Below are 14615 nucleotides of genomic sequence, written 5' to 3' on the forward strand. Positions count from 1 at the left end.
CCAGTTTCTTAAACCGCTCCGCACACTAGCCCGAAGCGTTAGCGAGGGAGCGCGCCGAGGGGGTTCTTCCTCGCTAACGCTTCGGGCTAGTGTTCTTACGCCTTTCCGAGGATTCGCAGATCGTCGACCATCGTGCAGCGGCGCTGGCGGGTAAACGTCAGCGGGGTGGTGACGCCTTCGCCGGTCGGCGTGGCCACCGAGAACGACAAATAGCCTTCGCCGCCGAGGCCCAAGCCGGCCATGCATGGGCCATTCTTGATAAACAACGTCGTGTCCATCACTCGGCCCATGTGCGTCATGTTGCGGACGTTGTTCGAGTGGATGATCGCGGTGTGGCGAAATCCGTGTTCATAGAACTTCGCTTTTTCGATCGCTTCCCCGACATCGCGGCAGCGGACGAACGGCACGAACGGCATCATCTGCTCGACCGACACGAACGGATTGTGTTCGTCGGTCTCGCCGAACAGCAACTCGACGTCGGGCGAGATTTGCTTGCCGATGCCGCGCGCCAACACCGCCGCATCTTGTCCCAAGAATTCCTTGGCCGGCACATCGTGTTGGTCTTTCCCCTCGCCGACGCTGGCGATGGCGACGCGTGTCAGGGCGTCGACTTCCTTCGCCCCGAGCCGCACGGCCCCGGCCCGATCCATCGCCGCCATCATCTTGTCGAACACGTCGCCGACGACGAACACTTCCTTTTCCGCGATGCACAATAGATTGTTGTCGTACGCGCCCCCTTGGATGATGCAGCGGGCGGCGCGGTCGAGATCGGCTGTTTCATCGACGACGACCGGTGGATTGCCCGGCCCGGCCACGATTGCCCGTTTCGAGCTGCGCAGCGCCGCGCGGGCAACGGCCGGCCCACCGGTGACGCAGATCAGCTTCACGCCGCGATGATTGAAAATCGCATCGGCCGATTCGATTGTCGGTTCGGCGATCACGCAAATCAGGTTGTCGATTCCCAGGTCGCGATAAATCGCCTGGTTGAATCGCCGCACGCCCTCGGCAGCGACGCGCTTGCCGCTCGGATGCGGATTGACCACCATCGTGTTGCCCGAGGCAATCATGCTAACGGCGTTGCCGGTGATTGTCGGCAAGGAATGGGTGACGGGCGTAATCGCTCCGATTACGCCAAACGGAGCGTGTTCGATTACCGCCAGCCCGTTGTCGCCGCTGAACACCTCGCTGGTCAGAAATTCGACGCCGGGAGTGCGCTCGCCGAGTGTTTTCAGCTTTTCGATTTTGTGCGGCAACCGGCCGATCTTGGTCTCTTCCATCTCCATCGTGCCCAGCTCGACTGAATCGTCGATCGAGATGCGGCGGATATGGTCGATGATGCGGCGGCGATCGGCAATGCTCCGTTCGCTTAGTTGCTCGAATGCCTCGGTGGCCGCGGCAACGGCATCGTCGACGCAGGTGAAGACGCCGTGCCGGCCGGTGAAGCTCGATCCGTTCGAGGCATGGGCCCGCGGGCCGAGTTGCGAAAGCACCTGCTCGACCACGGAGCGAATCAATTCTTCGGTCGCTTGCATGGAAGATAATTCCGTTGGGTGGCTAAGGATCGGCCGAAAAATAAGTTCCGTTTGTTTTGAACTCCCTCACCCTGCCCGCTCCCGCAAGCTGCGAGGGCTGTGAAGAAGTTATTGTTCGGACGAGCCGAATTGGGTTGCCGCTACGACGTTTCTCTTTCGAAGACGCATTGGCTGTCGACATGCACTTTGTCAACGATGCCGATGATGACGGTGTCGATCGGCAAGCTCTTGGTTTCCGGCGTGAGCCGGGCGCTCGAGCCCTGGGTAATCAGCACGAACTCGCCCTGGCCGGCGCCGACCGTGTCGACCGCCACGAACGTCCGGCCGGTGGTCACCAGCGACCCGCGTTGTTGCGGTTCGAGCCGATATGGTTCGACCACCAGCAGTTTATGGCCGACCATCGTGGCCACTTTCTGCGTGGCGACGACGGCCCCGGTTACCTTGGCGACGAACATGGTTGACTCCTTCGCGGTGACAATTTCCCGGCCACACTAGTCCGAAGCGTTAGCGAGGGAGCGCCGCGAGAAGGTTCTCCCTCGCTAACGCTTCGGGCTTGTGTTACGACCTCGCTAACGCTTCGGGTTTGTGTTACGACCTCGCTAACGCGTCGGGCTTGTGTTACGACCTCGCTAGCGCTTCGGGCTTGTGTCTTTTCCTTACCGGGGCTGTGGGCTTCGGGGCGATTACGCTGCCGATTCCAAAAACTGTTTGCATTGCCAGGCGACGACTAATTCTTCGTTGGTCGGCATGATCCAAAGCTGCACGCGACTGTCGGGGCCGTCGATACGGCTTTCGCCACGGGCCGACGTATTTCGTTCGGCGTCGAGCAAGATCCCAAGCGATTTGAGCCCCTGGCACACCGCACTGCGCACTGCCGCGCTGTTCTCGCCGATTCCGCCGGTGAAGACGATCGCGTCGGCCCCGCCGAGTTCCACGAGATAGGCGCCCAGGTAGTGCCGCACGCTGGTGGTGAATATATCCAGCGCCAATTGCGCTCGCTCGTCGCCGGCCGCGGCGGCGGTTTCTAAATCGCGCACGTCGCCGCTAGTGCCGCTGATGCCAAGCAAGCCACCTTGTTCGGCCAAAACGTGCAGCACTTCGTCGAGGGATTTGCCGGTTTGCTGCACAATCAACGGCAAGGCAAACGGATCGAAATCGCCGACACGATTGTTCTGCGGCAATCCCGATTGCGGGCTCATTCCCATGCTCGTGGCCACGCTCCGTCCGCCACGAATCGCACACACCGAACTCGATCCGCCGAGATGGCAGGAGATGATCCGCAGATCGTTTGCACTGGCCCCCTCACCCCCGGCCCCTCTCCCGCCAGGGGAGAGGGGAGCTGACGGCCCGGCCCCTCTCCCGCCAGGGGAGAGGGGAGATGATGGCTCGGCCACTTTCCCGCCAGAGGCGAGGGGAGCTGAAGGCTCGCCGGCCACGAGCTGTGCGGTGCGCGTGGCGATATAGCGATGGCTCGCTCCATGAAAGCCCCATCGCTCGATGTGCAGCGATTCGGCCCAGTTCTGCGGGATCGCGTAATTTCGCAGCCGCGGCGGAATCGTTTGGTGAAAGCCGGTTTCAAAGGCCGCCACCAGCGGAATTCCCGGCAATCGCTCGCTGAGCAATCGCATCGCCGCGACATACGGCGGGTTGTGTGCCGGGGCGACGTGGTTCATCTCCTCCATCGCCGCGAGCACCTCCGGAGTCACTCGCTGCACGCCGCTCAGCCGGCCGCCATGCACCGCTTTGAATCCGATGGCCGACACCTCGCCCGCATCGTGCAGGCAGCCGCCGTTCGGATCCGTCAGGTGTTCCAAGCATTGTCGCACCGCGACCGCATGATCCGGCACCAGTGCCACGCCTTCGCTGCGGTTGGATCCGATCTCGGCAAACCAACGGCTCTGCGGCGCATCGGCAGCGCCCGAGCGCGAACCGATCCGCTCGACGCCTCCGCGAGCAAGCTGCCGCTCGTCGGCCATGTCGAACAGCCGATACTTGAAGCTGGTGGAGCCCAAGTTGGCCACAAGGATCTTCATCGAAGTTCGATTGGAGTTGTCGGCAGTTTGAACGGACACAACATTCGCCGGGGGCCGTGCGGACGGGGATGTTATCCCAAAAAAGCGTTGGTCAATCCTTCGGCCGGACGGGGGATGATGTGGCTGGACACTAGTTCGCCGGTTTGCGACGCGGCATTGGCGCCGGCTTCGACCGCCGCGCGCACGCTGCCGACATCGCCCGAAACGACCGTGGTGACCAGTCCGCCGCCGATCGAAACCCGCTTGACGATTTGCACGTTGGCCGCTTTGGCCATCGCGTCGGTCGCTTCGACCAATCCGATGAGCCCCTTGGTTTCGACCAATCCGATTGCACTTTGCATGTTTGAATCTTTCTGGGGAAATGAGGTTTTTCGTGGAGAGCCAATCGCGCGCTGACCGCTCTCGGTCGCTGGGGCAAAGAGCGGGGCGGACGGCACACGGAGTGTGCCTGCTACAATCAGTCGCCGCCGGCGGCTTTTTTGCCCGGCGGGGGCAGAACGATGCCGATGTCGTCGTGCGGACGCGGAATGACTTGCACTCCGACAACTTCGCCGATCCGGCCGGCCGCGGCCGCTCCGGCATCAGTCGCCGCTTTGACGGCCGCTACATCGCCGGTGACAAACGCGGTCACCAATCCGCTGCCGACTTTGTCCCAACCGAGAAACTGGACATTGGCGGCCTTCATCATCGCATCGCTCGCTTCGACAAGGGCCACGAAGCCCTTTGTCTCGATCATGCCTAATGCTTCCATCACTTTTGCCATGGTTAGCTCCAAAAAGGGGTTAGGGGCGAGGGACGAGCGCCGAGAAACGAGGACAGGAAGACTTGCTTTCTTCTCTAGTCCCTCGCCCCTCGTCCCTCGCCCCTAATAAACAGTTCTACTCTTGTTGCGTGGTCCAAATCGGCGGCGTTGCCTTCGTCGGTGTCGAGATGCACTTCCAGCTTGCTGGTGGCGTCGGCGCGCACCACCAAGTCGTCGAACACGGTCGGGCAAGGGGATTCGATTCGCAGGCTCATGCGGCCGCCGTTTTTCACGCCGTAATAGGCCGCGTGTTCGAAGTTCATGTGAACGTGCCGCTCGGCGCGGATCACGCCTTCTTTCAATTCCACGACCCCTTTCGGGCCGACCAGCACGCAGCCGGGCGTCGCCTTCACGTTGCCGCTCATCCGCACCGGCAATTCCAGGCCGAGCGAAATGGCGTCGGTGAAGGCCAATTCGACCTGCGTGTAGGGGCGCGTGGGGCCGAGCACGCGCACCGCCGGCAACATCCGCCGGCGCGGTCCGACGACCATCACCGTTTCCTCGGCCGCAAAAAAGCCGTCTTGATAGAGGTCTTTCATCGGCGTGAGCTTGTGGCCAGAGCCGAACAGCGTTTCCACGTGCTCGTCGGTCAGATGGCAATGCCGGGCCGAAATGCTCACCACAAGATTCGGCGTCTGCAATTTCGCCGGTGGCTGCGGCAATTGCTGGGTCGCCCCGACGCCGGCGCCGCGGGCCGTTATGATATCGCGCACGATTCGTTCGACGCTGGAGCGGTCAAACGTGGTTGCAACGGTGCTGGACATCTTTATCTAGCCCGGCGTTCACGCCTGGCTTCCGAGGGTCCAAATCAAACTTGTTGCCCCTTCAGGGGCTAAAGCCGCAGGAGGGTAAGCCCCGTGAACGGCGCCGCAACGGTTTTTTCAGTCGGTTCGCGGTCCCAGGCGTGAACGCCTCGGCCACGTGAATCATTTGCTTTCAGCCGGAGTATCCATTGGTTTTTCCGCGATCAGCACATTCAGTCCGGCGTCGCTTAACCGCTGCGTCCACTTCGCTTCAATTTCGTCGTCGACGATCAGGCAATGAACGGCATCCAAGGGACACAAATTCGCGAGGCTTTGATGGCCGAATTTCGTGCTGTCGGCAACGACAATCACCTCCTCGGCACAACGCATCATGGCCCGTTCGGTTTCCACCAGCAGCAGATTGCTGTTGAAAAACCCCCGCTCGTTGATCCCCGCCACGCTCAGGATTGTCTTGCGAACGCTCAGGCCGGCGAGCATGTGGTTGGCATAGGGGCCGAGCGTCACGCCGGTCCGCGGATACACATAGCCGCCGAGCACTACTAAGTCCGTATTCGCGGCCGAGGCGAACAGGTTCGCCACCGGGAGCGAATTGGTGACGATCTGCAAGGGCCGGCCGACGAGCAACCGGGCCACCTCGTAGGTCGTCGAGCCGCCGTCGAGCAGGAGCGTATCGCCATTCTGCACCAACTGGCTTGCCCGCTGCGCGACCAGCCGTTTCTTGTCCCATTGCGCGGGTTGCCGCTCATCGAAAGGGGGGAGCTGTGGCGAAGTGCCGGTGTAAAACACCCCGCCGTGCGTCCGTTTGGCGGAGCCGATCCCTTCGAGCTGATCCAAATCACGACGGATCGTCGATTCGGAAACGCCCATTTGGTCAGCCAATTCGGGTAGCGACGCAAACCCCCGCATTCGGACGAGTTCGAGCAGTCGGTTTCGCCTTTCTTCGGCCAATGCCACCGGGAAAACCCTCCGAGCTCGTTCCTCTTGATAGAGTTTGACATAAAACTATCACCAATGCAAGCAAATTGTTGCGTACATATGAAAGATTCAGAAATTCGCTCACGAGTTTGTCACCAACCCGGAAAACTCGGGCCTCTTAGGCGGCCAATATGGGCACAAATCGGCGATCATTCTCTCTGGCCGCGATTCTACTTCGTGAAGACGATGGAAGAAAAATGCCACATTCTTCCAGGAATTCAGGGCTTGGCGATTTGTTCTATCATTTCGCCGAGCAGCTCCATCGGCAGCCCGATCACATTCGACTCGCTGCCTTCGAGCACCTTCACCCAGCCCAGGCGATCTTGATAGCCGAATCCGCCGGCTTTGCCTTCCCATTGCCAGCTTTCGACATAGGCGGCCAGATCGGCCGGGGACAGATGGTCCATTTTCAGTCGCGTCATGGCAATGCGGATCAGCGGATCGCGCTCCGGCAGTTTCCAGAGGCAGACGCCGCTCAGTACTCGGTGCTCGCGTCCGCTGAGCATTTCGAGCATCCGCCGCGCCAGCGATTCGTTTTCCGGCTTGCCGAGCACCTGTCCATCACATTCGGCGACGGTGTCGCAGGCCAGAATCAGTCCCTGGCCGACTTGAACCGCCACGTCCGACGCTTTCTCCAATGCCAGCCGGGCGACTAGTTCAGCCGGGCTCTTTCGGCTACAAATTCCGCATTCGTCGACATCCAGCGGCGGCACGATCTCGAATTCATAACCCGCCGCGGCGAGCAACTGCCGCCGTTGCGGCGATCGGCTTGCCAAGATCAGTTTGGGTCGGCGTGGAGGCATGGGCTGTCCGAATCGCTGTGCTGGACCATCGGCATCCGGAATCGTTTCGGTCCCTATCGTACCGCAATGCGGCGGTGCGGCGGAACTGGTGGAAACCGCGATGCGCGGCCGGTTCTGCAAACTTGCCACGGCCTTTCGCCGTGGCGGGCGGTCGATTAGACTGGATTCTATTCCCCCCACCGCCCCGGTCTTTACAGTCGCCCGCATCCACACCGCAATGCGATGCAGATCGAGCAACTTAATCATTATCTAGACCATCCTGCCGAGTCCGATGGCTGGCTCAGTCCCTGGCAATTAGGCGATATCCGGCGCGGGCACGGCAACCTTGTGCGCATGGCCACCTCCGGCCTGACGCTCGATCTGCTGGCCACGATCTGCGATCAATTGGCCGAGCATCTGCCGCGCGTCAGCGATCCCGATATGGCGCTGAACAACGTCGATCGGTTCGTGAGTTCGGCGCGAAACCCGCTGTCTCTCGGTTCGCTGTTCGAGCGCGATCCCGAGGCGCTGCCGACGCTGTTGCAGATCTTTTCGACGAGCCAGTATCTCAGCGATCTGATCATCACCGATTCGGAAAGCTACGATCTGCTGCGGATGACCGAAGGCCAAGCAGTCGGGCGCGATCTGCTGGTCGAAGAACTACAAGCCGAGGTGGCCACGCTCACCGATGAATTGATGGTGATGGCGGCGCTGCGGCGGTTCAAGCGCCGCGAAACGTTGCGGATCAGCTACGGCGACATGATTCGCGGCCAGCGGTTGGAAACCGTCACTCGTCAAATCTCTTATCTCGCCGATGCGATTCTCGAAGCGGCCGTCGCCGGGGCGCGGCGCAATCTTGAAGCGAAGCGCGGCATCCCGCGCGGCCCCGACGGCGAGCGAGCTCAATTCGTTGTGATCGCGATGGGAAAGCTCGGCGGCGTGGAGCTGAACTATTCGAGCGATATCGACCTGATCTTTCTCTACGACGTCGACGGCACGACCGACGGCCTTCGGCCGATCGCCAATAGCGAATTTTTCGGCCGCCTGGCTCGCGAGGTCGTGCGGTTGCTGACCGAGCCGACCGAGTTGGGTATTTGCTATCGGGTCGATTTGCGGTTGCGGCCGGAAGGGGAGCATGGTCCGGTCGTCATCAGCCTCGAAAGCGCGGTGCACTATTACGACCTGTTGGGCCGAACTTGGGAGCGGCAGGCGTTCGTCAAAGCCAGGCCCGTGGCCGGCGATCTGGAATTGGGGCAAGAGCTGCTCAAGCAACTCGAGCCGTGGATCTATCGCCGGTATTTGAGCCGAGCCGACATCGCCGGCATCAAGGCCCTCAAGCGGCGGATCGAAAAGCGCAGCGAACGGGAAGGGGCCGACGACCGCAACGTCAAAACCGGCCGCGGCGGAATTCGCGATATCGAATTCGCCATCCAATTTCTGCAACTGCTCAACGGCGGCGACTTGCCCCCCTTGCGGACCAGCAACACGCTCGACGCGATTGCCCGGCTCGAAGACGCCGGCTGCCTGACGCATCAAGAGCGGACGATCCTTGAAGACAACTACGGTTTTCTGCGCAAGATCGAGCATCGGCTGCAAATCATGTTCGACTTGCAAACGCACACGATGCCCGAGTCGCCCGAGGAATTGCGCCGGTTGGCGATTCGCATGGGCTATGGCGGCCGGCCGGCCCGGGCGGCTCTCGAGGCATTTCTCGCCGACTATAAGCAAAAGACTGAATTGAATCGCAAGATTCTCGATCACTTGCTGCACGACGCATTTGCCGACGACCATCAGCCGGAGCCTGAAATCGACTTGGTGCTCGATCCCGATCCGCCCAGCGCGCGGGTGGTGGAGGTGCTCGCGCGGTATCCGTTCCGCAATATCCACGAGGCCTATCAGAACCTGATGGCCTTGAGCCGCGAGAAGATTCGCTTTTTGTCGACGCGGCGCTGCAGGCATTTCCTGGCGGCCATCGCGCCGCGGCTTCTCAAGGCCATCGCGGTCACGCCCGATCCCGATGCGACGCTCGTGAATCTCAGCAAGGTGAGCGATTCGCTGGGGGGCAAGGGAGTGCTGTGGGAATTGTTCAGCTTCAATCCGCCGTCGCTGCGGCTGTATGTCGAGCTATGTGCGCTCAGTTCGTTCTTGTCGGGATTGCTCACCAGCAACCCGGGCATGATCGACGAACTGATGGACAGCCTGGTGTTGGACAAGCTGCCGACGCTCGAAGCAATGGAAGCCAGCCTCGGCGATCTGACCCACGCGGCCGAAGATCTCGATCCGATCTTGCATAGCTTCAAAAGCGCTCAGCAATTGCGCGTCGGCGTGCGCGATATTTTGGGCAAGGAAGATATTCATGCCACGACCGGCGCCCTTTCAGACATCGCGCTGGCCTGCTTGCGGCGGATCACGCTGCAGGAATATCAACGCCTCGCGGCAAAGCTGGGCGAGCCGCTGATCGCCACCGGCGACGACGCCGGGCGCATTTCGCAATTCGTCATATTGGCGATGGGTAAATTCGGCGGCAGGGAATTGAACTATCATAGCGATCTCGATCTCATCTTTCTCTACGAGGCCGAGGGAGTGACGTTTCATGCCCGGCGAACGCGCCGCAGCAGCGAAACCACCAACAACCAGCATTTCTTCAGCGAACTCGGGCAGCGGATCATCAAGGTGGCCAGCCAGCTTGGGCCGAACGGCCGCCTTTATGAAATCGATCCCCGGCTGCGGCCGACCGGGCGAAGCGGCGCGCTGGCCACTTCGCTCGATGAATTGCAGCGCTATTTCCTTGAGGGGCATGGGCAGCTTTGGGAGCGACAAGCGCTCTGCAAGGCGCGCGTGGTTTATGGGTCGCCGGCCGCCGCGGCGCGCACGCTCGTTGCTGTAGCCAACTCGATATACGGCATTCTTTGGCAAGCGGGCAATGCGGCCGAGATGCGGCGGATGCGGCTGCGACTGCAAGAAGCGGCCAAGCCGAACGACATCAAGCGCGGCGCCGGCGGAATCGTCGATATCGAATTCATCGCGCAAATGCTGCAACTGAAATTCGGCGCCGAAAACGAGGCGATTCGAGTGCCCGGCACTCGTGATGCGCTCGCCGCATTGCATACCGCCGGCCTGCTTTCGGACCACGATTTCAAATTTCTTATTGCCAGTTATACGACGCTGCGCACGATCGAAGGCCGCTTGCGCTTGATGACTCCCACGGCCCGAAACGAATTGCCGGACGACCCAATCGAGCAAGCCAAGCTGGCCCGGCTGCTGAACTACGCCGACACGGCGGCTCTTTTGGCCGACTGGCAATGGCTGCGCGAAGAAAATCGCAGCCGTTTCGAGCGGATTTTCGGCGAGACGTAAACCGGCCGCGTGTTCGCGCCCGCAGCGTCCGCCACTGGCAAGCGAAGTCTGCAGTGCCGGCCGGCGAGTTCGGTCACTATCAAGTAACTGCCGAATCGTGGGAACGGACGGGAGACGATGTTGGCGAGTGGTCCGTCCTGCGGCGCTCGCACTGGCCGACTGCGATGGCCAGTGGCACACCGGCACTATGCTTCCATGGCCGGCAGCATGAAGATTTTGCCGTCGCCCATGCGGCCGGTGCGGGCGATTTCGACGATGCGGCGGACGATTTCTTCCGCCCGCGCATCGTCGACCCAGAGCGTGATTTCCACCTTGGGCAGGAAGGCGAGCGAATATTCGCTGTCGCCATATTGGTCGAGATAGCTTTTCTGTCGGCCATAGCCTTTCACTTCGCTGACGCTGCACGCCTCGAGCGGCGCCCGCTTGAGCCCCTCCAACACTCGCTCAGCCAGATACGGCTTGACGATGGCGACGATTTGTTTCACAGGATGGACTGCGTCGGTTTAAGGGTCAACCACACTAGCCCGAAGCGTTAGCAAGGGCGCATTGCGATAGAACGTTGCCTTCTCTTCGATGTTGATCTATTGAGCCTGACTTAGTAAATGGAAAACACGCCCGAGATCGGTTCGGCGTTTCTCGAACTAGTTCCAAATCAATTTCCATTATCAAAGTCAGGCTCAATGGCGACGTACGCGCTGTGGGGTTCGTGTGATGTGTGATCTTGCGGCAGTTCGTTCCTCGCTTACGCTTCGGGCTAGTGTCGCCACACAAACCCGAAGCGCCCGCGACGCAGTGCTGCACACTAGCCCGAAGCGTTAGCGAGGCAGCACAACGAGCGGGTTCGTCCTCGCCAACGCTTCGGGCTAGTATAACCCGCGGGGCGCGGCCTAGCTGAAAAAGTTCTCGCCATACAAATCGAGCGGCGGTTTGGTGATCACGGTCATGTCGCCGTTGACGGTCGTCTGGCAACTGAGTCGCATCGTGTCTTCGTGGCCGATGTAGGCCATCGATAGTTTTTGCAGCCGGATTCTTTCCATGAACGTCATTGGGCCGGCGTTTTCCATCCCCTTGGTGATCAGCACCCGGCAGCTTCCGCAGGTGCTGATGCCGGGGCAGTGCAGCAGCTTGTTAATACCCGGATAAACTTGAATCCCGGCCCGCATGGCCTCTTTGCGGAGGTTGGCTCCGGCGGGCACCTGGATTTCCTTCTTCTCATTGACGAAATTGACGATCGGCATGAACCGCACACCTAAGGCTGAAAGACAGTCGAAAGAATCCCCTCGAAGCGGTCTATGGTAATGCGATAGCCGCAAAAAATCTAGCGCGACCGTAGTTCGGGCTCTCCAGCCCGACGGTAGCGCCCGGGAGCCCGCAGCGCAAGCACGGACGCCGGGGGCGATGAAAGGCGCGGACAAAGAGCCGTCTGGGTACGAACGACGAACTTCCTTGCTCGCTTCGGGCTCGGAGGGTGCCTCGCGCGGCGGGGCGCGGTAGGCGTGCGATGGTCGGCCGAAATGCCCTTCCCACGCTGCAGTCAGGCTGGAAAGCCTGGCCTACCGGACGGCTTCGACCTGCACGTTGTCGTACGACGCTTCGCCGGTGCCGCCCAAGAGGCCGATGGTGACGATCGCTTCGCGTGCTTTCGCCGGCACTCTGAACGTGCCCGACTTCTCTTGCCAATCGAACGAGCCGCGCCAAAATCCCCCCACGCATACGCTGCCGACCGATCCGCGATTCTCATCCATGAAAATCACCGCGAGCTGCGCCGTCTGATCGGGTGTCGGCCCGGGAAAAACGTCCTTGCACCGTGCCATGCACGAAATCTTCAATTCATGCACCTTGCGGCCATCGACGGCAAAACCTTGCAAGGCCCGGCTGCCGCGCCCCGGCACGTCGTTGGTGAATGTCACGCAGCGCTCGCCATCCGGAGCGCCGGGGCCGGTGACGACTTTCATCTGCCGCACGTAATACCAGCCCACCGGCTGGCCTCCGGCGCCGACCAACTGTTCGAAGCTGCCGTTGGCCAAGTGAGGATGCGCCGGGTCAGGCTTCTTCTCGCGCTTTTCTTCCGCTTCGCCGGTCATCGGCACGAAGAGCGTCGGCCGCAATGCTTCGTTGATCAGCTTGCCATTTTCCTTCTTCAACAGATGAAACACCTGCTGATACCGCTCGCCGACCGGCACGACCATCCGCCCTCCTTCCTTAAGCTGATCGATGAGCGGCTGGGGGACCGTTTCCGGCGAGCAGGTGACGATGATCTTGTCGAACGGAGCGTGCTCGGGCCAGCCGAGATAGCCGTCGCCGATCTTCGTGATCACGTTGGTATATTTCAGCCGCTTGAGCGTTTGCGCGGCGTGCCTGCCCAGCGCTTCGACGATTTCAATCGAATACACCTCTTTTACCAGCGGGCTAAGGACGGCCGCTTGATAGCCGCTGCCGGTACCGATTTCCAAAACCCGGTCGGTCGGCTGCGGGTCGAGCTGCTCGCTCATATAGGCCACCATCATCGGAGGCGAGATGGTTTGATGTTCGCCGATCGGCAGCGACATGTCGAAATAAGCCCTATCGATCAGCTTGATCGGCACGAATTCGTGCCGGGGCGTCTTGCGCATCGATTCAACGACTCGCGGATTGGTGATTCCCGCTCCCACCACCTCGTCGTCGACCATCCTATTCCGCGCTTGCTCGAACGCTTGCGGGGAGCGTCGCTGAGCCGTAGCAGCCGAGGTCCAGCAGCAGCAAGCAAGCAGCGAAGCAATCGAGCAAAGGCGGACAGCGAATCGAATCGGCATGGATCGTGGGCCCATTTGATGAGGAAAAGGCGGCACCGATAGAGTTCAACACAGTATAGCACGGCACCACGCCGAACGCTGGCATCGAAACGTCCAGTCTGCATTCAATTCGATCAACCGATTCGCCTTTTCGTGTCGAGGGCAATTTTGAAAACCAATCCCTCGGATGTTTCTTGTCGGCGCCTTCGCTTTGGTTACGGTTCCAGGGCAATGCCGATCGTTCCGGCACTCCCCGAACCGGAGCGAGGCGGCGACTGCGCTATTGGGATCAGCTCTACTCGCCGCCGGAGCAGGAGTGCGGTATACCGTATGCAGTTGGGGCCGGGGCTTTTCCGGTCAGCGGCCGACGGTTGCGTGTTCTTGGATCGATGCCGTGGGAAGGCTGCGAAATGCTCATCCTCGAAAGGGGCTCGTTTCGCCGTTCGATTTAAATTGCCATGCATGAACTTTCGATTGCCCAGAGCTTGATCGAACTAGCCTGCGAAGCCGCCGCCCGTGATAGGTGCGAGCGGGTCACGCGGCTGTTCGTTCGAGTTGGGGCGTTGTCGGGGGTCGTAAAAGAGGCGCTCGAATTTTCATTTGAGTTGGCTGCGGAAGATACGCCGTGCGCGGGAGCGACGCTCGAAATCGAGAGCGTCGGGCTGACCGTGCATTGCCCCAAATGCGATGCGACGAAGACGGTCGGCGGCGATTATCTCTTCTGCTGTCCGACCTGTGGCAGTCCGACTCCTGAGATCCTGAGCGGTCGTGAATTGGAACTTGTGTCTGTCGAGGTCGATGAATATGCCCCCGCGAATCGTTGAAGTTCGCCAGAAAATATTGAAAAAGAACGACGAACTCGCGCGCTCGATGCGCGAGGAATTCGCGCGGCGAGGCGTGTTTGTCACGAACATGGTGTCGGGGCCAGGAGCGGGCAAGACTGAATTGCTGAAACACACGCTCGCGGCGCTTCAGCGAAGCTATCGCTCGGCAGCGGTGGTCGGCGATTTGGCCACCGAAAACGATGCCCTCCGATTGGCCACGAGCGGCGCTCCGGTCAAGCAGATTCTGACCGGCACGATGTGCCATCTCGAAGCGGAAATGGTACACAGCGCGCTGCACAACTGGGATATGAGCCGCTTCGATTTCCTGTTTATCGAAAACGTCGGAAACTTGGTTTGCCCCAGCAGTTGGGATCTCGGCGAGGATTTGCGCGTGTTGCTCTTCGCCGTGACCGAAGGGGAAGACAAGCCGCTCAAATACCCGACACTGATCAACACCGCCGACGTTGTCCTGCTGAGCAAGATGGACATCGCCGACGCGGTTGGCTTCGATCTTGACTTGGCGCTGCGAAATATTCAGTTGGCCCGGCCGGGGGCGGAAGTAATACAAATCTCGGCGCGAACCGGCGCGGGGATGGACACATGGCTGGAATACTTGCGCAGGCGGCTCGAACAAAAGCGGCGCGCGATGCCGCCAGTCGAAGAATCGACCCCCCTGCTTGCAGAGCAACTTTGCGGAGAATGAGGCGGTAATTTAGGCTCAGCCCCCTCACGCTGCCTCTGCCGCGAGACGAGAGGGGTCGTCGAGGAATTATCG

14 protein-coding genes are annotated in these 14615 nt (G+C 60.8%); 3 read left to right on the plus strand and 11 right to left on the minus strand.

The window, feature by feature from the left end:
• Nucleotides 1–95: 95 nt before the first annotated feature.
• From VHX65_17205 to VHX65_17240, 8 genes are all read right to left on the minus strand, one after another.
• Entirely contained in the window at nt 96–1532 is a 1437-nt protein-coding gene (locus tag VHX65_17205) for an aldehyde dehydrogenase family protein (protein ID HEX4000292.1), read from the minus strand.
• Nucleotides 1533–1672: 140 nt separating this feature from the next.
• Nucleotides 1673–1987 (minus strand): EutN/CcmL family microcompartment protein, encoded by a 315-nt coding sequence (locus VHX65_17210; protein HEX4000293.1) that lies wholly within the window; start codon nt 1985–1987, stop codon nt 1673–1675.
• A gap of 228 nt (nt 1988–2215) precedes the next feature.
• On the minus strand, nt 2216–3565 hold the full coding sequence (locus tag VHX65_17215; GenBank protein ID HEX4000294.1) for an acetate/propionate family kinase: 1350 nt from the start codon (nt 3563–3565) through the stop codon (nt 2216–2218).
• A 71-nt stretch (nt 3566–3636) separates the two neighbouring features.
• A complete protein-coding gene (locus tag VHX65_17220) occupies nt 3637–3906 on the minus strand; it encodes a BMC domain-containing protein (GenBank protein HEX4000295.1) in 270 nt (89 codons plus the stop codon).
• Between the two features lie 116 nt (nt 3907–4022).
• A complete protein-coding gene (locus VHX65_17225) occupies nt 4023–4328 on the minus strand; it encodes a BMC domain-containing protein (protein ID HEX4000296.1) in 306 nt (101 codons plus the stop codon).
• Nucleotides 4329–4402: 74 nt separating this feature from the next.
• Complete coding sequence (locus VHX65_17230) at nt 4403–5131, minus strand: phosphate propanoyltransferase (protein ID HEX4000297.1); 729 nt, start codon at nt 5129–5131, stop codon at nt 4403–4405.
• 162 nt (nt 5132–5293) lie between these two features.
• Entirely contained in the window at nt 5294–6085 is a 792-nt protein-coding gene (locus VHX65_17235; GenBank protein ID HEX4000298.1) for a DeoR/GlpR family DNA-binding transcription regulator, read from the minus strand.
• 239 nt (nt 6086–6324) lie between these two features.
• Nucleotides 6325–6909 (minus strand): Maf family protein, encoded by a 585-nt coding sequence (locus VHX65_17240; GenBank protein ID HEX4000299.1) that lies wholly within the window; start codon nt 6907–6909, stop codon nt 6325–6327.
• A gap of 222 nt (nt 6910–7131) precedes the next feature.
• Here VHX65_17240 and VHX65_17245 point away from each other — a divergent pair, with 222 nt between their 5' ends.
• Nucleotides 7132–10245: a hypothetical protein gene (locus VHX65_17245; GenBank protein HEX4000300.1), complete on the plus strand. Its 3114-nt coding sequence runs from the start codon at nt 7132–7134 to the stop codon at nt 10243–10245.
• A gap of 185 nt (nt 10246–10430) precedes the next feature.
• On the opposite strand, the gene VHX65_17250 is transcribed toward VHX65_17245, so the two are convergent.
• The 3 genes from VHX65_17250 to VHX65_17260 all read right to left on the minus strand — a co-directional run bounded on the left by VHX65_17250 (nt 10431) and on the right by VHX65_17260 (nt 13004).
• Entirely contained in the window at nt 10431–10730 is a 300-nt protein-coding gene (locus tag VHX65_17250) for a P-II family nitrogen regulator (protein ID HEX4000301.1), read from the minus strand.
• Nucleotides 10731–11132: 402 nt separating this feature from the next.
• Nucleotides 11133–11483 (minus strand): 2Fe-2S iron-sulfur cluster-binding protein, encoded by a 351-nt coding sequence (locus VHX65_17255; protein ID HEX4000302.1) that lies wholly within the window; start codon nt 11481–11483, stop codon nt 11133–11135.
• Between the two features lie 315 nt (nt 11484–11798).
• Nucleotides 11799–13004 (minus strand): protein-L-isoaspartate(D-aspartate) O-methyltransferase, encoded by a 1206-nt coding sequence (locus VHX65_17260; protein ID HEX4000303.1) that lies wholly within the window; start codon nt 13002–13004, stop codon nt 11799–11801.
• Nucleotides 13005–13474: 470 nt separating this feature from the next.
• Here VHX65_17260 and hypA point away from each other — a divergent pair, with 470 nt between their 5' ends.
• Both hypA and hypB read left to right on the plus strand, forming a co-directional pair.
• Nucleotides 13475–13840: a hydrogenase maturation nickel metallochaperone HypA gene (gene hypA / locus VHX65_17265; protein HEX4000304.1), complete on the plus strand. Its 366-nt coding sequence runs from the start codon at nt 13475–13477 to the stop codon at nt 13838–13840.
• A complete protein-coding gene (gene hypB / locus VHX65_17270; GenBank protein HEX4000305.1) occupies nt 13821–14543 on the plus strand; it encodes a hydrogenase nickel incorporation protein HypB in 723 nt (240 codons plus the stop codon). The genes hypA and hypB overlap by 20 nt, the downstream gene beginning before the upstream one ends.
• The last annotated feature ends 72 nt before the right edge of the window (nt 14544–14615 follow it).

It is taken from the genome of Pirellulales bacterium, assembly GCA_036267355.1.
Classification (GTDB): Bacteria; Planctomycetota; Planctomycetia; order Pirellulales; family DATAWG01; genus DATAWG01.